The following is a 25,410-nucleotide window of genomic DNA, read 5'->3' as shown; positions in this document are numbered from 1 at the left end:
GCACGATGGCGGGCATGTCACTGCCCGCCTCCGCTGCCGCACCTGCTTCGGCCAATCCCGCCTGCGTCATCAACTGCGTCCACTACGATGAGCAGGGCGTCCGCCATGACATCAGCCTGGACGCCATCAGCGACGTCATCGCCAGCGGCAACGGCTTCGTCTGGGTCGGCCTGTTCGACCCCAATGAAGACGTGCTGCTGAAGCTGCAGGAGGAATTCTGCCTGCACGACCTGGCGATCGAGGACGCGCGGAATGCGCACCAGCGGCCGAAGGTGGAAGCCTACGGCAACTCGCTGTTCGTGGTGATGACCACCGCGCAGATGGTCGATGAGCGCATCCAGTACGGTGAAACCCACGCCTTCCTCGGGCCGCGTTTCCTGGTGACCGTGCGCCACGGTGCTTCGCTGTCGTATGCACCAGTACGTGCCCGGGTGGAACGCGAGCCGCAGCTGCTGAAGATGGGTCCGTCGTATTGCCTGTATGCCGTCACCGACTTCGTCGTCGACAACTACCTGCCGATCACCAACCGCTTCCGCGACACGCTGGAGCTGCTGGAGAAGGACATCTTCGCCGAGAGCTACAAGCGCAGCACCGTGGTGCGCCTGTACGAGCTCAAGCGCGAGTTGAACAAGATGCGGATGGCCGTGGCCCCCTTGCAGGACGTGCTGGCGCAGCTGCGCCGCTACCAGGGCGAATTGATTCCGGACGAAGTGAAGCTTTACGTGCGCGACGTGCATGACCATGCGGTGCGCATCAGCGACGTGATCGATACCCTGCGCGAGATGCTGGGTACCGCACTGAGCGTGAACCTCTCGCTGGTGACGCTGGCGCAGGGCGAAACCGTGAAGCGGCTGGGTGCGTGGGCGGCCCTGCTGGCGGCGCCGACACTGATCACGAGCTGGTACGGCATGAACTTCAGTCACATGCCGGAGTTGAGCCAGCCATGGGCGTACCCGCTGATGATCGTCGGCGTGGGCGGCGTCTGCGTGGGCCTGTACCGGTTGTTCAAGCGCGCGCGGTGGTTGTAGAGCCGAGCCCAGGCTCGGGCTCGGCTGCTTCTTTACCGTGGCACACGGAATGCACCATCAGGCCACGTAGACAGTCTTGATGTTCATGAACTCATGGATGCCATGGTCCGCCAGTTCGCGGCCGAAGCCTGACTGTTTGCTGCCGCCGAACGGCAGCCGCGCGTCACTCTTGACGATGGCATTGACGAAGGCCGCACCGCATTCCATGCGCTGGGCGAAGGACTCGCCACGCACCGGGTCTCCGGTCCAGACACTGCCGCCCAGCCCGAAGCGGGTGTCGTTGGCCACGCGCAGCGCTTCCTCTTCATCCTTGACCCGGATCACCGCCGCCACCGGCCCAAACAGTTCCTCGTCGTAGGCGGGCATGCCCGGCCCGACCTGGTCCAGCACGGTGGCCGGATAGCCGGCATGCGTGCCCGCAATCGGCTCGCCGCCCAGCAGCACCCGCGCCCCCTTGGCCACACTCGCCTGCACCTGCTTGTGCAGCTCGTCGCGCAGGTCCGCGCGGGCCATCGGTGCCAGCGTGGTCTCGCGCTCGCTGGGGTCGCCATACCGGCGCTGACCAGCGGCCTCGACGAAGCGGCGGGTGAATTCATCGGCCACGCGCTCCACCACGATGAAGCGCTTGGCAGCGATACAGGTCTGCCCACTGTTGTCGAAGCGTGACTTCACTGCGGCCGCCACGGTCTTGTCGAGGTCGGCATCGTCCAGCACCACGAAGGCGTCACTGCCCCCCAGCTCCATCACCGACTTCTTCAGCTGGCTGCCCGCATTGGACGCGATCGAACGCCCGGCGCGTTCGCTGCCGGTCAGCGTCACCGCCTTCACCCGCGCATCGCGCAGCACCTCGGCTGCCTGGTCGTTGTCGATGTGCAGAACGTCGAACACACCGGCCGGCAGGCCACCGTCGCGGCACACCGCCAGGATCAGGTCCGCACACTGGGGCACGTTGCTGGCGTGCTTGAGCAGCGCCACGTTGCCGGCCATGAAGGCAGGCGCAAGGAAGCGGAACACCTGCCAGACCGGGAAGTTCCATGGCATCACCGCGAACACGCAGCCGATCGGCTCGTAGCGCACGTAGCTGCGCTGTGCCTCGGTATCGATCAGCTGGGGCTTGAGGTAGTCGGCGGCGTGATCGGCGTAGTACTCGCAGGCCGCCGCGCATTTGTCGACCTCGGCCAATGCCTCGGCCTTCAGCTTGCCCATCTCGTGCGTCATCGCCTGCTGCAGCTCGTCACGCCGCGTGCGCAGCTGCGCGGCAATGCCTCGCAGGACGGCACCCCGCTCCTGCAGCGAACGTGCGGCCCAGGCCGGGAATGCGTCGGCCGCGGCCTGCAGGCGCTGCTCGACGTCGGCAGCGCCCATCAGTTCATGGCGGTAGGTCACCTGGCCGGTGGTGGGATCGATGATCTCGACAGTCATGGGGGATCTCCTTCAGGCAGATCCCCAGTGTGCGCCCTTGCCCGTGAGCCGCGCGTTGCCGGATCAGCCGTTGTCCTGCCGGGCCAGCTGCAGGTCGCGCTGGCGCCGCTTCTCGGCGCGCGCGTTGATGTACCAGCCGATTACCGCCGCGATCGACACCGCCGATACCAGCAGCGTGGCCAGCGCATTGATCTTCGGGCTGATGCCCATGCGGACCGAGGCGAAGACCTTCATCGGCAGTGTTGTCGAGCCCGGCGTGGCGACGAAGCTGGCCACCACCACGTCATCCAGCGACAGCGTGAAGGCCAGCAGCCAGCCCGCTACCAGTGCTGGGGCGATGATCGGCAGCGTGATGCGGGTGAACACGGTCAGCCGGCTGGCCCCCAGGTCCATCGCCGCTTCTTCCAGCGACAGGTCCATTTCCTGCAGGCGCGAAGACACCACTACGGTGACGAAGCACAGGGTGAAGGTGACGTGGGCGATCCAGATGGTCGCCAGTCCACGCGCCGGGAAGCCCGGAATGGCCCCCATCGAGGCCAGCAGCGCCATCAGCGAGAAGCCCAGGATCACGTCCGGCATCACCAGCGGCGCGGTGACCAGCGCGCCGAACAGCGGCTTGCCGCGGAAACGCTTGAATCGGGTCATCACCATGGCCGCCAGCGTACCGAGCACCGTGGCGGTGCAGGCGGTCCAGAACGCCACCACCAGGCTGGTCCACATCGCGTCCATCAGTGCACGGTCGGCGAACAGATCGCTGTAGGCGCGGGTGGAGAAGCCCGCCCATACCATCGCCAGCCGCGAACTGTTGAACGAATAGAACATCAACAGCAGGATCGGCAGGTACAGGAAGGCGAAGCCGAGCAGCAGCACGCCCAGACCCAGGCCCTTGGCGGTACGCGGGCTCATGCCTGCTTCCCTTCCAGCAGGCGCTGCTGGGAACGGTTGAACAGCAGGATCGGCACCAGCAGCAGCAGGATCATCGCCACCGCCATCGCCGAGGCGCCCGGCCAGTTGCGGTTGTTGAAGAACTCGTTCCACAGCTGCCGGCCAACCATCAACGTCTCCGATCCGCCGAGCATCTCAGGGATGACGAACTCGCCGACCGCCGGAATCATCACCAGCATGCAGCCGGCGATGATGCCGGCCCTGGACAGCGGCAGGGTGATGCGCAGGAAGGCCTGCCACGGCTTCGCACCGAGATCGTAGGCCGCCTCCAGCAGGCGGTGGTCATGCTTGACCAGGTTGGCGTACAGCGGCAGCACCATGAATGGCAGATAGCAGTAGACGATACCGATATAGGCCGCGGTCGGTGTATCGATCAGCTGCAGCCTGGGCAGCCCCATGCCGGTCATCAGCGTCTGCAGACCGGTGAACTGCAGGAACTGGTCGAGCAGGCCGTTGCGGTCCAGGATCGCCTTCCACGCGTACACGCGGATCAGGAACGAGGTCCACGACGGCAACACCACCAGCATCATCGCCACGTTGCGCGCCGCCGGCGACAGCCGGGCGATGGCATAGGCCATCGGGTAGCCGATCAGCAGGGTCAGGAAGGTGGAGATCGCTGCGATCTTGATGGAACTCAGGAACGCCTGGGCGTAGATCGAATCGCGGAACAGCGCCAGATAGTTCTCGAGATTGAGCTTGAGCGAGAACCCGCCGTCCACGTACTGCAGCAGCCAGGTGTACGGCGGCGAGCCGACACGGCTGTGCGAGAAGCTGATCATCAATACGATCAGGAAGGGCACTGCGAAGAACAGCAGCAGCCACAGATACGGGACACCGATCACCGTGGCGCGCAGTCCCGGCAGCCAGCGCTTCAGCCCGGCGACACTCATGAGGTCAGCACCACGCCGTCATTGTCGCGCCAGTGCACCCACACGCTGTCACCCCAGGTCAGGCCATCGCTGGCCCAGCGCTGCGAATTGGCGAAGTTGGCCAGCACCTTGGCTCCACTGGGAAGCCGCACGTGGTAGACCGAGTGACTGCCGAAGTAGGCGATGTCCTCGATCACGCCCTGTGCCTTGTTGGTGTGCCCTTCCGGTTCGTCCTTGCCGATCATCACCTTTTCCGGGCGCAGCGCGAATGCGACCGGCTGCCCTTCATATCCAGTGATGCCATGGGCGATGTAGATCGGCGCCGGGAACAGCGGCGATCGTACGGTCACATACTCCGGCAGGTCCTCGTCGATCACGCCGTCGAACAGGTTCACCGAGCCGATGAACTCGGCGACGAACCGGTTGGCCGGCTGCTCGTACACTTCGTCCGGCTTGCCGACCTGCTGGATCCAGCCCGCATCCATCACCGCGATGCGGGTGGCCATGGTCATCGCTTCTTCCTGGTCGTGGGTGACCATCACGCAGGTCACGCCCGACGATTCGATGATGCTGACCAGTTCCAGCTGCATCTGCGAGCGCAGCTTCTTGTCCAGTGCACCCATCGGCTCATCCAGCAGCAGCAGCTTGGGGCCCTTGGCCAACGAGCGTGCCAGCGCCACGCGCTGCTGCTGTCCGCCGGACAGCTGATGCGGCTTGCGCTTGCCGAGGTGGCCCATCTGCACCAGCTCCAGCATTTCGCCGACGCGCCTGCCGATCGCATCCTTGCCCAGCCCGTCCTGCTTGAGGCCGAACGCGATGTTCTGCTCGACCGTCATGTGCGGGAACAGGGCGTAGGACTGGAACATCATGTTGACCGGCCGCTGATAGGGCGGCAACGCGTCCAGACGCTGCCCATCAAGGGTGATACTGCCCTTGGTGGGTGTCTCGAAGCCGCCCAGGCAGCGCAGCAGGGTGGATTTGCCGCTGCCGGAGCCGCCCAGGAGGGCAAAGATCTCGCCCTTGCGCACATCCAGATTGACGTCGTCGACGGCGACGAAACCGTCGAATTCCTTGCGCAGGTCACGAATGGAGAGATAGCCGGGCGCACTCACCGTATCAACGGCGGCGGCTTCCGGCTGGGCTTCAACGGGCATGGGGGCTCCGGGAGCGGGCGGTGGACAGCGGGCGCCATTCTACCGGCCAGGGGGCGATGACGGTATGACGGGGTATGGCGAGCGGCCGTCGCCCGGCGGGCATGGCCCGGCGCTGCCGGAGCCGGGCCATGCGGGTAGCGCCGGGCCATGCCCGGCGCAGAGGATCAGCGAACAGCCACCGGCGGCGCCTCCTGCCAGCCCAGCCCCAGGCTCTTCTGCAGCGCCACGTACCGCACCAGCAACTGCAGCCGCGCCTGGGCGACGGCATCCTGCGCCTGCAGCCGCTGGCGCTGCACGTCCAGCAGATCGATCTGCGAGGTGGCACCCGCCTGTCGACGCTGGCTCATCAACGCCAGCGAACGGTCCGCCGAAGCCTCGGCGCGGACACTGGCCTGCAGTTGCTGCCGGGCCGCACCGAAGCGCGCCAACGCGGTGTTGGCATCCTGCAGTGCAGCCAGCACCGTGCCCTCGTAGGCCGCCAACCGGGCCTCATTGCCGGCCCGAGCCTGGGCCACACGGGCCTTGTTCACGCCGAAGTCGAACAGCGACCAGCGCAGGAACGGGGCGACGATGGTGGCGGCTGAATCCCGCCCCAGGTCGGAAACCGAGGTGGCGCCCGCGCCGATGCTGCCCAGCAGGGTCACCTGCGGAAAATACGCCGAGATCGCCTGGCCGATCTGCGCCGAGGATGCCGCCAGCTCGCGCTCAGCCTTGCGCACATCCGGCCGGCGCTGGATCAACGCGCCCGCATCGTCCACCGGGACGCTGGCCGGCAGCACCGGCAGCGGCTGGTCTGCCGCCAACCGCGCATCCAGCGCCCCCGGCTCGCGGCCAACCATCAGGGCCAGCACATCTCGGGCTTCGTCGGCCTGTGCCTGTAGCGGCGGCAGCGCAGCCTGCTGCTGTTGCAGCTGGGCCTGCGCGCGCTCCACCTGCAGGTCCGAATCCGCACCGCGTTGGCGACGCTGACGGGTCAGCTGCAGGCTTTCATCGGCGGCTCGGAGGTTGTGCTCGGCCAGGGCGATACGCTCGCGGCTGCTGCGGTAGCCGAGGTAGACCTGGGTCAGTTCCGCGGCAAGCTGCACCTGCGCATCGGCCAGTGCTGCGGCGTTGGCCTCGGCTTCGGCGGCGGCCTGCTCGGCCGCGCGGCGTCGGCGGCCGAACAGGTCCAGTTCCCAACTGGCGTCGAAGCCCGCCACGTACAGCTCGGTGTCCAGATCGATATCGGCGAACTGCTGGCGCAGCTGCGCCGCCTCCTGCGGACGGCCGTTGGCCTCGGCCACGCCGGCGATGTTCTCGCCCAGACCGCGCACGCTGTTTTCCAGCGAATCCGGTGCCTTGATGTTGGCGTAGCCCGCCGCCGCGCCCACGCTGGGCAGCTGCTCGGCGCGGCGCTGTCGCTGCAGCGCGCGCGAGGCCAGCAGCTTGGCTTGGGCGGCGCGCAGGTTGGGGCTGTTGCGCAGCGCTTCGTCCACCAGCTGGTCCAGCAGCGGATCGTTGAGCGCGCGCCACCACTGGCTGGGCGGGCTGGCGGGCTGCACGCCGGCCTGCGCCGCGCGTGGGAGCTGCGCCTGCGCGGTAGCGACCGTGGCCACGTCCGGTTTCACGTAATCCGGCCCCACCATGCAGCCCGCCAGCAGCAGCGGCAGGGTGGCCGGGCACAGCCGGCGCAGAAGGAGGGGAACGGGCAAGGTCGTCGAAGTCATCAGTGCATCGCCAATGGAACGCCCTTGGGCAGGGGCTTGAGCAGGAAGACCAGCGGCAGGGTGGCCACCACGATCAGGCCGAAGATCCAGAACAGGTCGTTGTAGGCCATCACCATCGCCTGCATCTGCACCGTCTGCGCCAGCACGGCCATCGCCTGGGTGGCGTCGCCCAGCTGCTGGCCGTAGGCATGCAGCGCGTCCTGTGCGATGGTCGAGTTTGCGGTAACGCTGCTGCCGATCGCATCGATGTGCAGGGTGGTGCGGCGTTCCTGGAAAGTGGAAATGATGGCCAGCCCGATCGAGCCGCCGAGATTGCGCGCGGCGTTGAACAGGCCGGACGCATCGCTGGTGTACTCGCGCGGCACCGAGGTGATGGCCGCCTGGTTCAGCGCCATCATTGCCAGCGCCAGCCCACACCCCTGCAGCAGCTGGCCTATGACGAAGTGCGGGCCGATGCTGTCCGGAGTCAGCCCCAGATTGACGAAGCAGGCAGCGGCGAAGCACAGCATGCCGCCGAACACCATGATGCGTACGTCGACCGTTTCCAGCATCTTCGGCATCAACGGCATCAGCAGGATGGTCGGCAGGCCGGCCAGCAGCAGCACATAGCCGGCCTGCTCGGTGTTGTAGCCGGCGATGATCGCCAGGAACTGCGGGATCATGTACATGACCCCGAACAGGATCATGCCCACCGCCATCACCATCACGAACACTGCGCCGAAACTGCGCTGGAACAGGATGTTGAGGCGGATGACCGGCGCCTTGCTGGTGAACTGCGAAAGCGCGAGCAGCGCGAAGCCCAGCACCGAGACGATGCTGAGAACCACGATCATCGTCGATTCGAACCAGCGCTCGCGCTGGCCGTCTTCCAGCACCACGGTAAGCGCGGACAGGCCGGCGGTCATGCCGACGATGCCCAGCCAGTCTGCGCGCAGCAGCCCACCCCAATCAGACGTTTCATGCGGAAGGCCGAGCAGCAGCAGGGCAACCAGGCCGGCGCAGATCGGCACGTTGATGAAGAACGCGTAGTGCCAGCTGACGTTCTCGGTCAACCAGCCGCCCAGCAAGGGGCCGATCACCGGGCCCAGGATGACGGTCATGCCGAACAGCGCCGTGCCCAGAGGCTGCTGCTTCGGCGGCAGCCGCGTGCCGACGATGGTCAGCGCGGTCGGGATCAGCGCACCACCGGCAAAACCCTGCCCTACCCGTCCGGCGATCATCATCGGCAACGAATCGGCCAGGCCGCACATCACCGAGAACGCAGTGAACAGCGTGGCGCAGATCAGCAGGAAAGTGCGCAGGCCCAGCGTGCGCACGAACCAGCCGGTCAGCGGAATCATCACGATTTCCGAGACCAGGAAGGCTGTGGAGATCCAGGTGCCTTCGGTGCCGCTGGCACCCACTTCGCCCTGAATGGTGGGCAACGCAGCGTTGACGATGGAGATGTCCAGCGTAGCCATGAACGAACCGATGGTGCCGGCCGCGACGGCCAGCCAGGCCGCAGCATCCGCCTTGCCTCCGGCGACAGGTGCTGCATGGGCACGGGTGGCGTTCATCGCGCCGGCGCGGCCATGGCCTCGGCCTCGTCCTGGGTGCGCTCGCGCGCATCCTTTGCATTGCGGGTATCGACGGTCACTTCCACCGACATGCCCGGCACCAGCACCTTGCGAGCTTCGGCACCTGCCTCAACCCGGATGCGCACCGGCACGCGCTGCACGACCTTGGTGAAGTTGCCCGTGGCGTTCTGTGGCGGCAGCAGCGCGAACTGCGAGCCGGTACCCGGCGAAATGCTCTCCACCGTGCCGCGCAATGGGGTGCCTGGCAACGCATCGACCTTGATTTCGGCCGCCTGGCCGGCGCGCATCAGGCCCACCTGGGTTTCCTTGAAGTTGGCAACGAGGTACAGCGAAGCAACCGGCACGATGGTCATGGTGCGGGTACCGGCAGCAACAAACTGGCCAACCTGCACGGTCTTGTTGCCGACACGGCCGTCGATGCGCGCGCGCAGCTCGGTGTCCTCAAACGCCACTCTGGCCTGCGCAGCGTCGGCCTGCGCCTGCTTCAGTCCGGCCTGGGCCTGCTCGAGCTGGGCCTGGCTGGCTTCGATCTGGCTCTGCGCGCCCTGGATCTGTGCCTTGGCCGCGTCGTACTGGGCCTGTGCGCGCTCGACATCGTGGCGCAGGCTTTCAACGTGTTCATGGGTGTCGGCACCACTGGCCGCCAGCGGGGTGAAGCGCGCCAGCTCTGACCGGCCGAAACGCAGCGAGGCGGCGGCCGCGGTGAGCTGGGTCCGTGCCTGCAGCAGGCTGGACTGCTGGCCCTGCACCCCAGCGGCAGCAGCGGCGATGTCGGCTTCGCGCACGGCGATCACGGCCTCGGCCTGGTCCAGCGTGGCACGGTAGGTGCGCGGGTCGATGCGCAGCAGCGGTTCGCCAGCCTTGACCCACTGGTTGTCCTGCACCAGCACTTCGGTGACGTAACCGTTGATGCGCGGAGCGACCGCGACAGCGTCGGCCTGCAGATAGGCGTTGTTGGTGTCCTGCAGGTAGCGGCCGACCAGCAGGTGGTAGATCAGCCAGGCAACCAGGGCGATGACCACGACGGCGCCGATGATGGCCAGCGTCCAGCGGACCTTGGGGTTCTTCAGCGGCGAAGGCTTGTCCTCGGTGGAAGGCGTTTCGTCAGGGGCGGCGTCGGCGCGCTGGGGCTGTTCGGTCATTGTCTGAAGGCGGTGGTCGGTGCCATACGGGACGGTAGGGGAAGCGATGCGGAGGCAAGGTGAAAAAAAAAAAACGGAGGCCATTGGCCTCCGTTTCCTGTGCGCTGACGTCTGCCCGCATCCGCCGGGCATGGCCCGGCGCCACCGTCATCTCACCTGCCGGTCTTCACCTCGGTCCACAGACGGGTGTACAGCTTGTCCGTCTCCGGGGTGTTGATCGAATAGGTGAACATCTTCGCGGCCACATCGGCCGGCGGGTAGATGGTCGGGTCGGTACGGATCGCCTCGTCTACCAGCGGGGTCGCGGTCGGCACCGGGTTGGCGTAGTGGATGAAGTTGGTATTGGCCGCAGCGACCTTCGGCTCCAGCAGGTAATTGATGAACTTGTAAGCGGCTTCCGGATGCTTGGCGTCCTTCGGGATCGCCAACATGTCGAACCACTGCGGTGCGCCTTCCTTCGGAATCGAATAGGCGACATGCACGCCGTTGCTGGCCTCCTCGGCGCGGTCGCGGGCCTGGATGATGTCACCCGACCAGCCGACCACCAGGCAGGTGCCGCCGTTGGCCAGCGAACCGACGTACTGCGAGGAGTGGAAGTTCTGCACGTACGGGCGGATCGACTTCAACAGGTCGGCCGCCTTCTGCAGCTCGGCCGGATCGCCGCTGTGCGGGTCCAGGCCCAGATAGTGCAGTGCGATCGGGATCATGTCGGCCGGCGTGTCCAGGATGGTCACGCCGCAGTCCTTCATCTTGCTGATGTTCTCCGGCTTGAACACCAGGTCCCAGCTGTTGGCGATGTCGGCGCTGCCGCCGAAACGCTCCTTCAGCATGTCCACGTTGTAGCCGATGCCGGTGGTGCCGACCATGTACGGCACGCCGTAGCGATTGTCCGGATCCTGGGTGGCGATGCGCTTCATCACCGCCGGGTCCAGATTGGCCAGGTTCGGGATCTTGCTCTTGTCCAGCGGCAGGAACACGCCCGCCTGGATCTGCCGGCCGAAGAAGTTCAGCGTCGGCACCACCACGTCGTAGCCGCTGTTGCCGGCCAGCAGCTTGGTCTCGACCATCTCATCGCTGTCGAACACGTCGTAGGTCACCTTGATCCCGGTTTCCTTCTCGAAGGTCGGGATGGTGTCCTCGGCAATGTAATCGCTGTAGTTGTAGACGTTCAGGACCTGGCTGTCCTGACTGCCACCGTTGCCACCGCCACAGGCGGCGAGCATGGCGGAGGCCAGGCCGAGCGTGAGGATACGCAGCTTCATCGGGTGCTCCAGAATGCGGGGAGGGGGGCCGGCTCGGGCCGGCGACGGATGCCAGCCTACCCCCCGGCGGCGGATTTTTCTATTCCACGCTTTCACACGTTCAGCAGCAGGAACTCGCGCTCCCACGAGCTGATGACACGGAAGAAGGTCTCGTACTCCTTGCGCTTGACCGAGATGTAGGCCCGGCAGAAGCGCTCGCCCAGCAGCGCCTGCAGTTCGCCGCAGCGCTCAAGCCCGTCCAGCGCTTCGCCCAGCGAGCGCGGCAGGTTGTAGCCCAGCTCCTTGGCGCTGCCGGTGACCGGCGCGTCCGGCGCCAGCCGCTCGCGGATGCCGAGCAGGCCACAGGCCAGGGTGGCGGCCATCGCCAGGTAGGGATTGGCGTCGGAGCCCGCGAATCGGCTCTCCACTCGCATGTTCTCCGGTGTATCCAGCGGCACGCGCAGGCCGCAGGTGCGGTTGTCGAAGCCCCAGTGCACGTTGCTCGGCGACACCTCGCCGAACACCAGCCGGCGATAGGAATTGACGTTCGGCGCGAAGAACGCCATCGCCTGCGGCGCATACTTCTGCAGCCCCCCAAGATAATGGCCGAACACCGGGCTGAACTCGCCTTCGGCATCGGTCTCACCGGCGAAGACGTTGCTGCCATCGCTCACCCGCACCAGGCTCTGGTGGATGTGCATGGCGCTGCCCGGTTCGTTCTCCATCGGCTTGGCCAGGAAAGTGGCGTACACGCCGTGGCGCATCGCCGCCTCGCGCATGGTGCGCTTGAACAGGAAAACCTGGTCGGCCAGATCCATCGCATCGGCGTGGGTGAAGTTGACTTCCAGCTGTGCCGCGCCGGATTCGTGGATCAGCGTGTCCACGTCCAGCTTCATGGCATCGGCGTAGTCGTACATCAGGTCGAGGATGGGGTCGAACTCGTTGACCGCATCGATCGAATACGACTGCCGCGCTGTTTCCGGGCGACCGGAGCGGCCGGCAGGCGGCAGCAGCGGGAAATCCGGGTCGGTGTTCTTCTGCACCAGGAAGAACTCCAGTTCCGGCGCCACCACCGGGCGCAGGCCCAGCTCGGCGTAGGCCGCCAGCACGCGACGGAGCACATTGCGCGGCGCCAGCTCATGCGGCTCGCCATTCTTGGTGTAGCAGTCATGGATGATCTGCGCGGTGGCATCGGCGGCCCACGGCACCATGCGCACGGTGTCCGGATCCGGGCGCAGCATCATGTCCGAGTCCGACGGCGAGGTCAGTTCGTAGTAGTCATCCGGAAACTCGCCGGTGACAGTCGTGGCGAAGATGCCCTCGGGCAGGCGGGTCCCGTAGTCGTGCGAGAACTTATCGGCGGGAATGATCTTGCCGCGCGCGTTGCCGGTGATGTCGGGCACCAGGCATTCGACTTCGGTGATACGCCGCTCCTTCAGCCAGCGCAGCAGGCTGCTCTCCTGCGGTGCGGGGGGCGTTGCCGTCTTGCGCGGGCGCGTTCGGGAACTCATCGGGAATCCAGTTGGTTCTGTTGATGCTGCCGGCAAGCTTGGCCGAACGCACGGAAAATAGCGTGATAGAACGGCGCCTGCATGACGCGCCACTCCGGGTGCCACTGTACGCCGAGCACGAAGCGGTGGCGCGGGCTGCGTGCCGCCTCGACCAGCCCGTCATCGGCGCGGGCCTCGACCTGCAGGCCGCTGGCCAGGCGGGCAATGCCCTGGCCGTGCACCGAATTGACCTGCACCCTCCCCTCGCCGTGCCAGTCCGCCAGCCACCCATCCGCCACCAGTGTGACCGCGTGGGACGGCCCGTACTGCACGTCCACGGGCGCCTGCGGATCTTCGCGATGATCGGCCAGCCCGGGTACCCGATGGACCTGTGGATGCAGGCTGCCTCCCAGGGCGACGTTCAATTCCTGGAAACCACGGCAGATCGCCAGCACCGGCAGGTCCATCGCCAGCGCCTCGTCCAGCAGTGCGAAGGCATTGGCATCGCGCGCAGGATCATGCGCATTGCCGGGCCAGCTGCGGCCACCGTCGTAATGCTGCGGCTCGATGTTGCTGACCGCACCGGTCAGCAGCAGACCGTCGAGGCCCTGCAGCCAATCGCGCGCAGGTAGCGGCGGCTGCAGGCTGGGCAGCACCAGCGGCGTGACCTCCGCTGCCTCGGCCAGGGCGCGGACATACTTCTCGCCGGCCACCGCAAAGCGATGATGGCCAAGCACCGTACTGTCGGTGGGCAGGCCCACCCAGGGCAGGCGACGCATGGGGAAACTCCTTGGCGTGCAGACACGTTACCCGCAGGTCCGCGAGTGCGGCAAGTCGTCGCCATCACGCGCGAGGTGCCAAGTATCGGCGAAACTGGGGGCGTGAACGCCGATCAACCTCCTCCGCCCCGTCTTCCCACCCTGCGCCCGCGAGGCCCGCAGTGACGTCCGCCTTTCCAGCCAGCTGGTATGCCGCCAGCCTGCCGGAGCCGGCCGCCCTGCCTCCGTTGCAGGGCGACATGCAGGCCGATGTCGCAGTGCTCGGTGCAGGCTACACGGGCCTGACGGCGGCGCTGGAACTGGCCTCACGCGGCCAGCACGTGGTCCTGCTGGACGCCCACCGGATCGGCTGGGGCGCGTCCGGTCGCAACGGTGGCCAGGCGCTGGTGGGCTATGGCTGCGAGGTGGACGAACTGGAACGGCAGCTGGGCCGGGACGATGCCCGCCATCTGTTCGACTGGTCACGTGACGCCGTGCAGGCCATGCGCACCCGCATCGACCGCTACGGCATCGACTGCCATTGGCGTGAGGGCCACGCCAGCGTCGCCATCCGTGCCCGCCACGAGCGCGAGCTGCGTGCCCACTGCGAGCACCTGCAACAGCAATACGATTACCCGATGCAGTGGTGGGATCGGCAGACACTGCGTGGGCAGCTGGACAGCCCGCGCTATCGCGCGGCCATGTTCGATCCACTCAGCGCGCACCTGCACCCCCTGGCGTATGCGCGCGGCCTGGCCGACGCAGCGCGCGCGGCCGGGGTGGTCATCCACGAGAACTCTGCGGTCACCCGCGTGCAGCGCGGGCCTCGCCCGGCCCTGCACACCGCGCACGGCAGCGTCAGCGCCGCGCATCTGGTGATCGCCGGCAATGCCTGGCTGCAGGGCCTGCTGCCAGTGCTGGAGCACCGCATCATGCCGGTAGGCACCTATATCGGTGCCAGTGCGTGCCTCGGCCCCGAACGGGCCCGCGCCCTGATCCGTAATGACATGGCAGTAGCAGACACTGCCTGGGCGCTGGACTATTTCCGCCTGAGCCACGACCACCGTCTGCTGTTCGGGGGCCGCGCCAGCTACTCGGCGCTACCGCCGCCCGGGCTGCGCGGAGTGATGCAGCGACGCATGCACGCGGTTTTTCCGCAGCTGGCCGACGTCGCTCTCGATCAGGTCTGGGGCGGCTATGTCGACATCACCCGCAACCGCGCCCCGCATTGGGGACGGCTGGACGGCAATCTGTACTTCGCGCAGGGATTCTCCGGCCACGGCGTGGCGGCAGCCGGCCTTGCGGGTGACGTGATCGCCGCGGCAATCGCCGGCCAGAGCGAGCGCCTCGACGTGTTCCAGCGCCTGAAGCACGCGCCGTTCCCGGGCGGGCGCCTGCTGCGCATGCCGCTGCTGGTGGCTGCGATGTCGTGGTACAGGCTGCGGGATGCGTTGTGGTGACGATATCAGCGCCCTTGACGGGACTCCACGGCAGCGCGACTTGATCCCTTCACACCGATTGTTTGCATAATCTGCACAGGAGCAGGGGGAGCACGTGGATGCAGTGGTGGAAGGAAGGTCTACCGGTGAACATCCGGATCAGTCCCCAGGGACTGGTGCTGATGCTCATCTATGCCGTCGCCTGCGTGGCCACGCGCAAACTTTCGGTAGACCAGTTCTACCTGCCGGCAGGTGTGCGTGTGGCCGCCTTGCTGCTCTGTCCACCGCGCCTGTGGCCTTACCTGTTGCTGGGCGAGTACGCCTACTTCGCCCATCTGCGGATTCCGCTGCTCGAAAAATACGGGTTGGCATGGGTGCTTCTGGCCTCGGCATTTCTCATGCCGGCAGTGATGCTGATCGTACGCATGCACCGGAAGTTGCTTGCGCGCACCACGGTCCTCGGCGTGATCTCGATCGCGGTCTGTGCCGCGACGATCATCAGCCTGCTCAACCTCGGAATCTCGTACCTGCTCTGGGAGCCGCTGCATAACGCGTCGTTTATCACCAACGTAATGCGCTATGCGCTGGGCGACTTCACTGGGATCCTCATCCTGGCGCCACTCGCGCTGCTCTGGATCCGTCGCGCCGAGGAACAATGGACACCCCGGTCCGTTGCGGCCACAGTCGGAGCACTAGTAGCCATGCTGGTCATTGGCCTGCAGGCGACGCCGGTACCCGCCTCGATCACGGCCCCTGGCTCGCTGCAGTTGTTGTTGATCCTGCCTATTCCCGCAATCGCCCTGACCTGCCTGCTGGGATGGCGCGGGGCGGCCGTCGGTGTCGCCGCAGTGAACATGATTCTTGGTCTGAGCACCCCTTCTGACCACCCCGCATCATTCGATCAGGCGACCTTTGCCACCCAGCAGGCCATGGCCATCGCCAGCGTCGCCCTGTTGTTGCTGGGTGCGCGCATCACGCATTTCCAGAGCCAGCATCGGCTGCGTGAGGAAGACGGCAGAAACTCGATGAAACTGGCCCGCAGTACGCACATGGCCAGCGAAATGGATCTGCGAGAGCGAGCGGCGCACCTGCGCAGGCTGGGCGAGGGGATGGACCTGTCGCTCAACGAGATGGTGAACTGGCTGCACGCGCAAGGGCACCACGCTGTCGCCAACAGCCTGAAACACACATCAGAAGTCCATTCGCGCCAATTCCGCGCGCAGGCGAGCATGATCTACCCATCCGCCCTGGAGCGTCTCGGGCTTTACGTCGCTCTTCGTGCAGGTGGCGTGCGGGAGGCATGGGACAATACGCACCGGGTTACGCAGCCCCGGCTGACGGGCGACCCATGTCAGTTGGGAGTGGATCTGCAGCTGGCCGCATACCGGACCGTGGTTGAGGCCGTATCGTTGCTGCTCAGGTATGAGCCCGGTCAGATCTCCGTGCGCATCAGGTGCGGCGTCTTCAGACAGATGCACGGAGTACTGATTTCCGCCGCTCTTGTCGATCCTCACCATGCGCTTTCGCAACAGACTCAGGAACTGGTCCGTTCACAGCTATTGGGCCGGATCGTCGCCTATTCCGGGGTCGTCGATGTTCAGAAAAACAGGATCCGGATCGCCTTGCTGGATGGGCTGGCCACCTATCCGCAGGCCCCTCTGGCAGCACACTGTCCAGATGCGCCGTGGCCGTTCGACCAAGGTCGGCAATCTGCAACCTGACATAGAATTGCCAGTCAAAGCGCGATGGATGTCACTAATTCGCAGCAGTGCTGAACTGGTGTCGGCGGCAAAGAGCCAGGTAAGGAAGAAGAGATCCGATTGCGTAGGCGGGAATCTGCCGATACTGTCGCCAGAGGTGTAGACGTCCAGAGTGGATGGAACGCCACCATGGTACGAGCAAGGGAGGCTTGGGATTGAACTGGTGGAAGAACGATGTCGAGCTGAGCTTCCGGATACGCCCCATCGGACTTTTCATCGCTGGGATGTACGCCGTCACGTGCTGGGCCGCTCGTCAGGTCTCGCTCGACCAGTTTTACCTGCCGGCAGGCATACGGGTCGCTGCGCTGCTGCTCTGCCCTCCCCGCCTCTGGCCCTATCTGCTGCTTGGCGAATATGCTTACTTTGCCCAGATGCGATATCCACTCATCGGGAAGTATGGGCTGGCTTGGGTGATCCTGGGCTCCGTGTTCCTCATGCCAGCGGTAGCCTTGGTCGTGCGGGCGCATCGCAGATTCATGACTGCGACAACGGAGGGCTGGCTTCTCTCGATGGCGGTTTCCGCCGCGCTCATCGCCACCGCATTGAAACTGGGCTTGGCCCACCTGCTCTCCGAGAACCCGTCTTCCGTGCCATTTGCGACACGAGCTGTCCGCTTCGTGCTCGGTGATTACATCGCAATACTGACTGTCGCCCCACTCGCACTGCTCTGGATCCGGCGCCGGTCACTGTACGAGTGGAAGTTTTGGAAGCACGCGCCTACCGTAGCCGCATTGACACTACTGATATCACTGGGCGCATTCATGGCCTCGGGTGTCGAGCTCCCAGATGCCACCAAGACATCCCTGCAACTGGTGATGGCTTTGCCGGTTGTTGCCTTGACCTGCATCCATGGCTGGCGAGGAGCAGCTGTGGGTGTTCCGCTGTTGAACATAGTGATTGCAATGACAACACCAGCATCAGGACTGCCTGGTTCGTTCGACCAGCGAACATTCATGATGCAGCAGCTCATTGCCGTTGCAGGGACGGCGCTTCTTCTACTCGGTTCCCGCATCACTCAGCACTATCATCAGCATGCGCGCCATGATCTGGATGGGAGTCAGACGGCCAGGCTTTCGAGAACTGCTCATATGGCCAGCGAACTCGATCTGAGGCAGCGGGCGCTTGATCTCAGGAAGATCGCAGACGGCGTCGAGAAATCACTGAACCAGACTGCCGATCTTCTGAAAATGCACGGACACCATGCACCTGCAATGGATCTGCTGCACACCTCGACGACACATTCACGCCAGTTCCGTGAACTCACAAGCCTGGTGTATCCAACCGAAGTCGAGCAGGTCGGGTTGTATGTTGCCCTGCAGGTCAGCGGCATCAGCGAAAACTGGGACCGGACCAGCAGGGTTGCGCTCCCCCGCATGACGGGCGACCCCTGCAGGCTGAGCATTGCACTGCAGCTTGCTGCCTATCGAACCCTTACCGAAACGGTCGCACTGCTGCTCAAACACGAACGGGGGCAGATCCAGATCCAAGCACGCTGCGGCAGCCTGCATGGTCAACAGGGCATCCTGATCAGTGCATCTCTGTTGGACAGAGATCGCCACTTGTCGCTGGAAACCGCAAAACTGATCGTCGAGCGCCTGAGTTCACGTGCACTGGCCTATGGCGGTAAAGTGCAGACACGTCAAAACCGCGTAAGAGTGCTACTGCAGGAAACGGCCACGGGTGCAACCCACGGCAGCACGCATGCAGCGTGGATTGCTCGCGCCGACATCACCTGACTCTCACTCATCCGCCTCGATCAAGGAAAAGATCATGCTTCAGCGACTCGTAGCCGGCAGTTCGATCGCCCACGTTGCGTTGCTACCAGCACCATAGACGACCAGCGAGAACTCGGCTTGCCTGAGTACCACATGCCGCTGGGACTTTTCCGGCAATGCCAGCCGCTGCGACGGCAATGACACGGTAATCGGACTTTTGCCGGCCGGGAGCGTCCAGAACGTGGTGTCAACCTTGCCGATTATCAGCAGGACCTGTCCGGAGAGGTCATTCACCTGATAATAGTTGATTCCCTCACGCTCGAACCCATACACCAGCCAGTTCGGATCTGCACTCAGATTCGTCGCTGCTGGACGGGACTCACCAAGCCCCGCCTGAGCCATATGTGTTCCGTTGTCGTCACTCGGGCAGCATGCCGCCTCGGCGACGGCAGGTGCGGACAACAGAGTCATTGCAGGCATCAAAAAACGCAGACCAGAGAAATTCACACTCACCCCCGTGTTCGGTTGGACAACGCCAGGCAAACTCACTTCGCCACCCCATGACTGGATGGGCTCTCGGCCTCGCTTGCGGGCTGCCTCAGCCGGACGGAGTCAACCTCAGGCCGCCGGCAGGGTGGCGCAGCCAGCATAACCATCATCCAGCACCAGCGCCACGAGCAGAACTTCCGCCACTCCGCTCGTCGGGCCCCGACACTGAACGTGTCGGCCGGCGTTCACGCGATGACAACGCATGCGGTACCACCACTAAAGTTACGGCCGAAACCGCCGCTACCCGTGCCAAGACTTCCCTGACGTGAGCCTCCGCATCATGCCCGTCCTGCCGCAGGCCGCCGTCGATGGCGACCTCGCCGATCCGCTTCCGCAGCGGATCCTGCTGGTCGAAAACTCCCGTGCCTTCACCGGCATGCTGCGCGAGGCGATCGAAGAGCGCCTGGAGCTGCCCGTCGTGGTCGCCTCCACCCTGGCCGAGGCCGACCGCCTGCTCAATGAGGGCGGCGGCTGGTTCCTGGTCCTGACCGGCCTGGTTCTGGCCGATGGCGACAGGGACGCGGTGGTCGAATTCTTCCTGAAACGCGATCTGCCCACCGTGGTGGTCAGTGGCGTGTATGACGAGGATCTGCGCAAGCGCGTGCTGCAGCAGCAGATCATCGACTACGTCCTGAAGAACACGCCCGGCAGCATCGACTATCTGGTGTGGCTGGTGCAGCGCCTGGAACGCAACCGTCGCATCGCCGCGCTGGTGGTGGACGATTCGCCCTCGGCACGCGGCTATGCGGCCGCGCTGCTGCGCATGTACGGCCACGAAGTGTACGAGGCTGCCGATGGCAATGAAGGCCTGGCGGCGATCGAGGCCCATCCTGCGATCCGGCTGGCGGTGGTCGACCAGGAGATGCCCGGCATGCAGGGCGTGGAATTCACCCGCCGCCTGCGCACCCTGCGCTCGCGCGACAAGGTGGCGGTGATCGGCATTTCCGGCAATACCGACGCATCACTGATTCCGCGCTTCCTGAAGAACGGCGCCAACGACTTCCTGCGCAAGCCCTTCTCGCGCGAGGAATTCTTCTGCCGCGTGTCGCAGAACGTGGACCAGCTGGAGCTGATCGGCACCCTGCAGGATCTGGCCACCCGGGACTTCCTGACCGGCCTGCCCAACCGCCGCTGCTTCCTGGAACAGAGCCAGCGCCAGCTGCCCCAGCTGCAGACCCATGGCCAGAGCGTGGCGGTGGCGATGATCGACATCGATCACTTCAAGCACATCAACGATACGCACGGCCATGAGGCCGGCGATGACGCCCTGCGTGCCGTGGCCGGGGCGGTGGCCGTGCATGCGCGCAGCCAGGACTTGATCGCGCGCTTCGGCGGCGAGGAGTTCTGCCTGCTGGTGCCGGACATGGAGCAGGACGAGGCAATGCTCTACTTCGAGGAACTCCGCCAGCGCATCGCGGCGCTGGAAGTGGATATCGGCACCGCCACACTGCGCATGACCGTCAGCATCGGCCTGTGCTGCCTCCGCCCGCAGCGCGATGCGCTGCATCGCCTGATTTCCGAGGCCGACCGTCAGCTGTACCTGGCCAAGGCCGGTGGCCGCAACCGGGTCAGCTGCACCACCATGGGCAGCCCGCTGCGTCCGCGCGAGCCCGCCCTGCCCTGATCGATCCGCTTTGATCCAGATCAACGCTGCCTGCCGGCAGCAGCCCTACAGTCGGCCCCGACATCACGCATGAAGGGGAGCCGGGGATGGCATTACTGGTCTGGCAGGACGATCTGAACATCGGCATCGATGTGATCGACCAACAACACCGCCGCATCATCGAGATGCTCAATCACCTGCATGTGGCCCAGGCCAGCATGCAGCGTGCCGCTGTCGGCGAAGTGATCGACGAGGTGGTTGATTACACCATGTCGCACTTCGCGTTCGAAGAAGAGCTGATGGAGGAAGCCGGCTATCCGTTCTGCGCTGCCCACAAGCGCGTGCATGAGGTCTTCATCAAGCGCGTGGCCGAGTACCGGCTGCGGTTCCAGGCCGGCGAGGACATCAGCGACGAGCTGCGCACGATGCTCTCGCGCTGGCTGTTCAACCACATCCGCGGCGACGACCAGGCCTACGCCGAACAGGTCAAGTCACATCTGAACCAGTTCACCCGTGAACACCAGGGCGGGGGCTGGCTGGGCCGCACGCTCAAGCGGATCTTCGGCTGATCAGCGCACGCGACGCTGCAGTGCCACCAGCGCGGCCAACGTCGCAACCGCGGTCAGGCACAGGTAGTAGCCGACCGCGACCAGGCCGAAGCGCTCGGCCAGCCAGGTCGCCAGGTACGGAGCGGGCGCCGCACCGAGAATGCCGGCCAGATTGAACGACAGCGATGCGCCGGTATAGCGCACTTCGACCGGATAGATCTCGGCCAGGAATGTGCCGCAGGGGCCATAGGTCAGGCCCATCAGGAACAGACCCAGGCACAGGAAGCCCAGCACCAGCCACGGGCTGCCGGGCTGGAACAACGGCGCAAACAGCAGGCCGAAGCCCAGGATCAGCAGGCTGGCCACGATCATCGTCCGGCGGGTGCCCCAACGGTCGCCGTAGCGCGCCGACAGCGGGATGCCCAGCGCGAAGAACAGCATGGCGGCCATCTGCATCAGCAGGAACTGCTCGCGGCTGTAACCGAGTACCGCCGTGCCATGGCCCAGGCTGAATACCGTCATCAGATAGAACAGCACGAAGGTGGCGAATGCGCCCAGCGTACCCAGCAGCATCGGCACGGGATGGTCGCGCAGCACCGTCCACATCGGCAGCCGCACCGGCGCTCTGCGTTCCAGTGCCTTCTGGAAGTCCGGCGTCTCATGGATGTTCAGGCGCACCCACAGGCCCAGCCCGACCAGCAATGCGCTGGCCACGAACGGAATACGCCAGCCCCACTGCAGGAAGTCGTCCTGCCCCATGCTTCGGCCCAGCACCAGGAAGATGCCTGCCGACAGCAGGAAACCGAGCGGCGCGCCCAGCTGCGGGAACATGCCGTACCACGCGCGCTTGCCCGGTGGTGCGTTCTCGGTTGCCAGCAGCACCGCCCCGCCCCACTCGCCGCCCAGCCCCAGCCCCTGGCCGAACCGGCACAGCGCCAGCAGCGCCGGAGCCCACAGCCCGATCTGCGCATGGGTCGGCAGCAGGCCGATTGCGACAGTCGACAGTCCCATGGTGAGCAATGCCGCGACCAGGGTGGCCTTGCGGCCGATGCGGTCGCCGAAGTGGCCGAATACCGCCGAACCCACCGGCCGCGCGATGAACGCCACGGCGAACGTGGCCAGGGATTGCAGCAGCGCGGCCTGGTCACTGCTTTCCGGAAAGAACAGATGCGGGAACACCAGCACCGCGGCGGTGGCGTAGATGTAGAAGTCGAAGAACTCGATGGTCGTGCCGATCAGGCTGGCCAGCAGTACACGGCGAGGGGAATTCACGGGTGACGCGGCAGCGGTGATCGTCGACATCGGCAAGGCAGGCAATCCGGATCGTCCGATTCTGCCACGCATGACCCGGCAGGCGTGACGATGGTTTCAGCCGACACGGATGCAGCCACACGCGATCCGATGTGTTCAGGGCGGCGGTGCTGCCGCTCCCTTCGGGGCGCGGCCTGCTGCTACAGCTGGATCCAGGTGGCCTTGATCTCGCTGTACTTGTCGAAGGCATGCAGTGATTTGTCGCGCCCATTGCCGGACTGCTTGTAGCCCCCGAAGGGGGCGGTCATGTCACCGCCGTCCCAGCCGTTGACCCAGACGCTGCCCGCGCGCAGCTGCCGCGCAACCCGGTGTGCCCGGCCCAGGTCCCGCGTCCACACGCCCGCCGCCAGGCCGTAGCGGCTGTCATTGGCCAGGCGCACCGCTTCGGCCTCGTCGTCGAAACCCAGCACCGCCAGCACCGGACCGAACACCTCCTCGCGCGCCAGGGCCTGTTCCGGCCGGACTTGGTCGAACACGGTCGGCTGCACGTAGCAGCCGCCTGCTTCCACCTCGGCGCGGCGTCCCCCCAGCAGCAGGCGCGCTCCGTCAGCTTCGGCCATGGCGATGTCCGCCAGTACCTTGTCCACATGCGCGGCATCGACGAGGGCACCCATCGGTGCGTCGGCCTCCAACGGGTGGCGCGGCTGCATGCGCTGGCCATGGGCGATCACCCGATGCACGAACTCCTCGCGGATCGAACGCTGCACCAGCAGCCGCGAGCCGGCGGTGCAGACTTCTCCCTGGTTGAAGAAGATGCCCTGCGCCACCCCCTTGGCCGCCTGCTCCAGGTCGGGCGCATCGGCAAACACGATATGCGGGCTCTTGCCGCCGCACTCCAGCCAGACCCGCTTCAGATTGGAGCGCCCGGCATGCTCGAGCAGCTTGGCGCCGGTGGCGGTGGAGCCGGTGAAGGCCAGCACGTCGACATCCCTGTGCAGCGCCAGCGGCTCGCCCACGCGGGCACCATCGCCCGGCAGAACGTTGAGCACGCCATCAGGCAGACCGGCCTCGCTGGCCAGCGCTGCCAGCCGCAACGCCGTCAGCGGCGAGCGCTCGGAAGGCTTGAGGATCACCGAATTGCCCATGGCCAGCGCCGGCGCGATCTTCCAGCAGGCCATCAGCAACGGGAAGTTCCACGGCACGATGGCGCCGACCACACCCGCAGGCTCACGCGTGACCAGGCCCAGCTCCTGGGGGCCGGTCGGTGCGATCTCTCCGTACAGCTTGTCCACCGCCTCTGCGGTCCAGGCCAGGCAACGCACCACGCCCGGCAGGTCGATGCGCCGTGCATCGCGCACCGGCTTGCCCATGTCCAGCGTTTCCAGCAGGGCCAGTTCGTCGGCATGCGCTTCCACCAGCGCCGCCAATGCCAGCAGCACGCGCTTGCGTTGCGCAGGGCTCACCTGCGACCAGTGGCCGGCCTCGAAGGCGCGCCGTGCCACCTGCACGGCACGCTCCACGTCCTGCGCGTCGCAGTCGGCGACGGTGCCAAGCACGCGGCCGTCGATCGGGCTGACGCAGTCGAAGCGGGCACCGCTGGCGGCATCCACGTAGCGGCCCGCGATGAAGGCCTGGCCGGGAATGGAGAGCTGGCCGGCCAGCGCCTGCCAGTGGCTGCGGTCGGGGAAATCGGCCATGACAGGATCCTGCAGTGCGTGTCGTTCCGGTTATACCGGTGCCGCCGCGACCTCGCCGTGACAGGCCATGCCCCGTGTGCACGGCGGGCATGGCCCGGGCGATGACGGCTGCGCTACAGTCCCTGCATCGGACCCGACGGAACCGGCATGAAGAACCCCGCGAGCGACGTGCACGAGCTGGCCATCCAGCGCCCCGACTCCCTGGAGGCGTACTGGATGCCCTTCACCGCCAACCGCCAGTTCAAGGGCGCGCCGCGCATGCTGGTACGGGCCGAAGGCATGCATTACGAAGACGTGGACGGGCGCCAGGTTCTCGATGGCACCGCCGGCCTGTGGTGCTGCAATGCCGGCCACGCCCGCCCGCGCATCGTCGAGGCGATTGTCGAACAGGCACGCACCCTGGATTACTCACCCGCCTTCCAGATGGGTTCGCCACCGGCATTCGCGCTGGCGCAGCGCCTGGCCGCGCTGGCTCCGGCCGGGCTCAACCACGTGTTCTTCACCAACTCGGGCTCCGAGGCGGTGGATACCGCGATGAAGATCGTGCTGGCCTATCACCGCCAGCGCGGCGAAGGCCAGCGTACCCGTTTCATCAGCCGCGAGAAGGCTTATCACGGTGTGGGCTTCGGCGGCATGGCGCTCGGCGGCCTGCCCAACAACCGCCGCCAGTTCGGCCTGCAGCTGGCGGGCGTGGACTATCTGCGGCACACCCTGGATCTGCAGCGCAATGCGTTCAGCAAGGGCCTGCCGCGCCAGGGCGCGGAACTGGCCGACGATCTGGAGCGGCTGATCGGCCTGCACGACGCGTCCACCATTGCGGCCGTGTTCGTCGAGCCCATCGCCGGTTCTGCGGGAGTGATCCTGCCTGCGCCCGGCTATCTGCAACGGCTGCGGGAGATCTGCGACCAGCACGGCATCCTGCTGGTGTTCGACGAGGTCATCACCGGTTTCGGCCGGGTCGGCATGCCGTTCGCCGCGCAGCGTTTCGGCGTCACGCCGGACCTGCTGACCTTTGCCAAGGGAGTCAGCAACGGCGCGGTTCCGCTGGGTGGCGTGCTGGCCAGCGATGCGGTGCACGCCGGCCTGATGCAGGGCCCGGCACAGGCCATCGAGCTGTTCCATGGCTATACCTATTCGGGGCACCCGCTGGCCTGCGCGGCAGCCCTGGCCACACTCGACGTCTATGCAGAGGAGCGCCTGTTCGAGCGCGCCATCGAACTGGGCGAGTACTGGCAGGAGCGGCTGCACGCCCTACAGGGGCTCCCCAACGTGATCGACATCCGCAACTTCGGACTGGTCGGTGCGGTCGAGCTGGCCCCGCGCAAGGATGCTCCGGGCAGCCGTGGTCACGAGGTCTACCGGCGCTGTTTCCACGACGGCGGACTGCTGGTGCGCTGTACGGGCGACATCATCGCGCTGTCGCCGCCACTGATCGTGGACAAGCCCCAGATCGACCAGATCACCAGCACTCTGGGCGAGATGATCCGGGCCACCGCGTAAGCCCGGGCCGGCGACA

General features: G+C 65.9%; 20 protein-coding genes. 7 read left to right on the top strand and 13 right to left on the bottom strand.

The annotated features are described in order from the left end of the window. Nucleotides 1–5 precede the first annotated feature (5 nt). Nucleotides 6–1,028 (top strand): magnesium and cobalt transport protein CorA, encoded by a 1,023-nt coding sequence (locus N5J29_RS08715; RefSeq protein WP_053516581.1) that lies wholly within the window; start codon nt 6–8, stop codon nt 1,026–1,028. A 57-nt stretch (nt 1,029–1,085) separates the two neighbouring features. On the opposite strand, the gene N5J29_RS08710 is transcribed toward N5J29_RS08715, so the two are convergent. The 10 genes from N5J29_RS08710 to N5J29_RS08665 form a co-directional block, all read right to left on the bottom strand. Continuing rightward, nucleotides 1,086–2,450 carry an NAD-dependent succinate-semialdehyde dehydrogenase gene (locus N5J29_RS08710; protein ID WP_065181219.1) on the bottom strand — a complete coding sequence of 455 codons (1,365 nt, stop codon included), beginning with the start codon at nt 2,448–2,450 and terminating at the stop codon, nt 1,086–1,088. A gap of 63 nt (nt 2,451–2,513) precedes the next feature. Further along, the gene (locus N5J29_RS08705; RefSeq protein ID WP_005415928.1) at nt 2,514–3,356 is read right to left on the bottom strand and encodes an ABC transporter permease subunit; all 843 of its coding nucleotides are present in this window, start codon (nt 3,354–3,356) and stop codon (nt 2,514–2,516) included. Continuing rightward, nucleotides 3,353–4,285: an ABC transporter permease subunit gene (locus N5J29_RS08700; protein ID WP_053516578.1), complete on the bottom strand. Its 933-nt coding sequence runs from the start codon at nt 4,283–4,285 to the stop codon at nt 3,353–3,355. Before N5J29_RS08700 ends, N5J29_RS08705 begins: the two co-directional genes overlap by 4 nt. Further along, nucleotides 4,282–5,418, bottom strand: coding sequence for a polyamine ABC transporter ATP-binding protein (gene potA, locus N5J29_RS08695; RefSeq protein WP_065176213.1), 1,137 nt, complete (start codon nt 5,416–5,418; stop codon nt 4,282–4,284). Before potA ends, N5J29_RS08700 begins: the two co-directional genes overlap by 4 nt. A 164-nt stretch (nt 5,419–5,582) precedes the next feature. Next, nucleotides 5,583–7,124: an efflux transporter outer membrane subunit gene (locus N5J29_RS08690; RefSeq protein WP_164152729.1), complete on the bottom strand. Its 1,542-nt coding sequence runs from the start codon at nt 7,122–7,124 to the stop codon at nt 5,583–5,585. Further along, entirely contained in the window at nt 7,124–8,680 is a 1,557-nt protein-coding gene (locus N5J29_RS08685; RefSeq protein ID WP_053516574.1) for a DHA2 family efflux MFS transporter permease subunit, read from the bottom strand. Before N5J29_RS08685 ends, N5J29_RS08690 begins: the two co-directional genes overlap by 1 nt. Next, nucleotides 8,677–9,843: an HlyD family secretion protein gene (locus tag N5J29_RS08680; RefSeq protein WP_164152731.1), complete on the bottom strand. Its 1,167-nt coding sequence runs from the start codon at nt 9,841–9,843 to the stop codon at nt 8,677–8,679. Before N5J29_RS08680 ends, N5J29_RS08685 begins: the two co-directional genes overlap by 4 nt. A gap of 152 nt (nt 9,844–9,995) precedes the next feature. Continuing rightward, nucleotides 9,996–11,105: a polyamine ABC transporter substrate-binding protein gene (locus N5J29_RS08675; RefSeq protein WP_074901055.1), complete on the bottom strand. Its 1,110-nt coding sequence runs from the start codon at nt 11,103–11,105 to the stop codon at nt 9,996–9,998. Nucleotides 11,106–11,197: 92 nt separating this feature from the next. Beyond that, nucleotides 11,198–12,595 carry a glutamine synthetase family protein gene (locus N5J29_RS08670; RefSeq protein ID WP_065181214.1) on the bottom strand — a complete coding sequence of 466 codons (1,398 nt, stop codon included), beginning with the start codon at nt 12,593–12,595 and terminating at the stop codon, nt 11,198–11,200. Next, a complete protein-coding gene (locus tag N5J29_RS08665) occupies nt 12,592–13,353 on the bottom strand; it encodes a gamma-glutamyl-gamma-aminobutyrate hydrolase family protein (RefSeq protein ID WP_065176208.1) in 762 nt (253 codons plus the stop codon). Before N5J29_RS08665 ends, N5J29_RS08670 begins: the two co-directional genes overlap by 4 nt. 161 nt (nt 13,354–13,514) lie before the next feature. On the opposite strand from N5J29_RS08665, the gene N5J29_RS08660 reads away from it, so the two are divergent. The 3 genes from N5J29_RS08660 to N5J29_RS08650 all read left to right on the top strand — a co-directional run bounded on the left by N5J29_RS08660 (nt 13,515) and on the right by N5J29_RS08650 (nt 18,267). Then, a complete protein-coding gene (locus N5J29_RS08660) occupies nt 13,515–14,792 on the top strand; it encodes an FAD-binding oxidoreductase (RefSeq protein WP_065181213.1) in 1,278 nt (425 codons plus the stop codon). Nucleotides 14,793–14,890: 98 nt separating this feature from the next. Next, complete coding sequence (locus tag N5J29_RS08655) at nt 14,891–16,492, top strand: MASE1 domain-containing protein (protein WP_164152733.1); 1,602 nt, start codon at nt 14,891–14,893, stop codon at nt 16,490–16,492. 194 nt (nt 16,493–16,686) lie between these two features. After that, on the top strand, nt 16,687–18,267 hold the full coding sequence (locus tag N5J29_RS08650) for an MASE1 domain-containing protein (RefSeq protein ID WP_065176206.1): 1,581 nt from the start codon (nt 16,687–16,689) through the stop codon (nt 18,265–18,267). A gap of 39 nt (nt 18,268–18,306) precedes the next feature. On the opposite strand, the gene N5J29_RS08645 is transcribed toward N5J29_RS08650, so the two are convergent. After that, nucleotides 18,307–18,717 (bottom strand): hypothetical protein, encoded by a 411-nt coding sequence (locus tag N5J29_RS08645; RefSeq protein ID WP_227255205.1) that lies wholly within the window; start codon nt 18,715–18,717, stop codon nt 18,307–18,309. Nucleotides 18,718–19,075: 358 nt separating this feature from the next. Here N5J29_RS08645 and N5J29_RS08640 point away from each other — a divergent pair, with 358 nt between their 5' ends. Beyond that, entirely contained in the window at nt 19,076–20,419 is a 1,344-nt protein-coding gene (locus N5J29_RS08640) for a diguanylate cyclase (protein ID WP_164152737.1), read from the top strand. Between the two features lie 86 nt (nt 20,420–20,505). Then, nucleotides 20,506–20,967, top strand: coding sequence for a bacteriohemerythrin (locus tag N5J29_RS08635; protein ID WP_053516564.1), 462 nt, complete (start codon nt 20,506–20,508; stop codon nt 20,965–20,967). On the opposite strand, the gene N5J29_RS08630 is transcribed toward N5J29_RS08635, so the two are convergent. Beyond that, nucleotides 20,968–22,248, bottom strand: a complete 1,281-nt coding sequence (locus N5J29_RS08630; protein WP_053516563.1) for an MFS transporter — start codon at nt 22,246–22,248, stop codon at nt 20,968–20,970. A gap of 149 nt (nt 22,249–22,397) precedes the next feature. Beyond that, entirely contained in the window at nt 22,398–23,894 is a 1,497-nt protein-coding gene (locus tag N5J29_RS08625) for an aldehyde dehydrogenase (protein WP_065181211.1), read from the bottom strand. A gap of 147 nt (nt 23,895–24,041) precedes the next feature. On the opposite strand from N5J29_RS08625, the gene N5J29_RS08620 reads away from it, so the two are divergent. Next, on the top strand, nt 24,042–25,394 hold the full coding sequence (locus N5J29_RS08620; protein WP_111185729.1) for an aspartate aminotransferase family protein: 1,353 nt from the start codon (nt 24,042–24,044) through the stop codon (nt 25,392–25,394). Nucleotides 25,395–25,410 lie beyond the last annotated feature (16 nt).

Source organism: Stenotrophomonas sp. GD03680, from assembly GCF_029844625.1.
Classification (GTDB): domain Bacteria; phylum Pseudomonadota; class Gammaproteobacteria; order Xanthomonadales; family Xanthomonadaceae; genus Stenotrophomonas; species Stenotrophomonas maltophilia_P.
This window is presented reverse-complemented; position numbering and strand designations above follow the sequence as displayed.

What these genes read in the sequence shown, in the direction of transcription:
- N5J29_RS08630 (WP_053516563.1), bottom strand. Translation starts at nt 22,248, where the DNA reads ATGTCGACGATCACCGCTGCCGCGTCACCCGTGAATTCCCCTCGCCGT.
- N5J29_RS08620 (WP_111185729.1), top strand. Translation starts at nt 24,042, where the DNA reads ATGAAGAACCCCGCGAGCGACGTGCACGAGCTGGCCATCCAGCGCCCC.
- N5J29_RS08685 (WP_053516574.1), bottom strand. Translation starts at nt 8,680, where the DNA reads ATGAACGCCACCCGTGCCCATGCAGCACCTGTCGCCGGAGGCAAGGCG.
- N5J29_RS08710 (WP_065181219.1), bottom strand. Translation starts at nt 2,450, where the DNA reads ATGACTGTCGAGATCATCGATCCCACCACCGGCCAGGTGACCTACCGC.
- N5J29_RS08665 (WP_065176208.1), bottom strand. Translation starts at nt 13,353, where the DNA reads ATGCGTCGCCTGCCCTGGGTGGGCCTGCCCACCGACAGTACGGTGCTT.
- N5J29_RS08625 (WP_065181211.1), bottom strand. Translation starts at nt 23,894, where the DNA reads ATGGCCGATTTCCCCGACCGCAGCCACTGGCAGGCGCTGGCCGGCCAG.
- N5J29_RS08690 (WP_164152729.1), bottom strand. Translation starts at nt 7,124, where the DNA reads ATGACTTCGACGACCTTGCCCGTTCCCCTCCTTCTGCGCCGGCTGTGC.
- N5J29_RS08705 (WP_005415928.1), bottom strand. Translation starts at nt 3,356, where the DNA reads ATGAGCCCGCGTACCGCCAAGGGCCTGGGTCTGGGCGTGCTGCTGCTC.
- N5J29_RS08645 (WP_227255205.1), bottom strand. Translation starts at nt 18,717, where the DNA reads ATGACTCTGTTGTCCGCACCTGCCGTCGCCGAGGCGGCATGCTGCCCG.
- N5J29_RS08655 (WP_164152733.1), top strand. Translation starts at nt 14,891, where the DNA reads ATGCAGTGGTGGAAGGAAGGTCTACCGGTGAACATCCGGATCAGTCCC.
- N5J29_RS08680 (WP_164152731.1), bottom strand. Translation starts at nt 9,843, where the DNA reads ATGACCGAACAGCCCCAGCGCGCCGACGCCGCCCCTGACGAAACGCCT.
- N5J29_RS08675 (WP_074901055.1), bottom strand. Translation starts at nt 11,105, where the DNA reads ATGAAGCTGCGTATCCTCACGCTCGGCCTGGCCTCCGCCATGCTCGCC.
- N5J29_RS08715 (WP_053516581.1), top strand. Translation starts at nt 6, where the DNA reads ATGGCGGGCATGTCACTGCCCGCCTCCGCTGCCGCACCTGCTTCGGCC.
- N5J29_RS08700 (WP_053516578.1), bottom strand. Translation starts at nt 4,285, where the DNA reads ATGAGTGTCGCCGGGCTGAAGCGCTGGCTGCCGGGACTGCGCGCCACG.
- N5J29_RS08640 (WP_164152737.1), top strand. Translation starts at nt 19,076, where the DNA reads ATGCCCGTCCTGCCGCAGGCCGCCGTCGATGGCGACCTCGCCGATCCG.
- N5J29_RS08635 (WP_053516564.1), top strand. Translation starts at nt 20,506, where the DNA reads ATGGCATTACTGGTCTGGCAGGACGATCTGAACATCGGCATCGATGTG.
- N5J29_RS08670 (WP_065181214.1), bottom strand. Translation starts at nt 12,595, where the DNA reads ATGAGTTCCCGAACGCGCCCGCGCAAGACGGCAACGCCCCCCGCACCG.
- potA (WP_065176213.1), bottom strand. Translation starts at nt 5,418, where the DNA reads ATGCCCGTTGAAGCCCAGCCGGAAGCCGCCGCCGTTGATACGGTGAGT.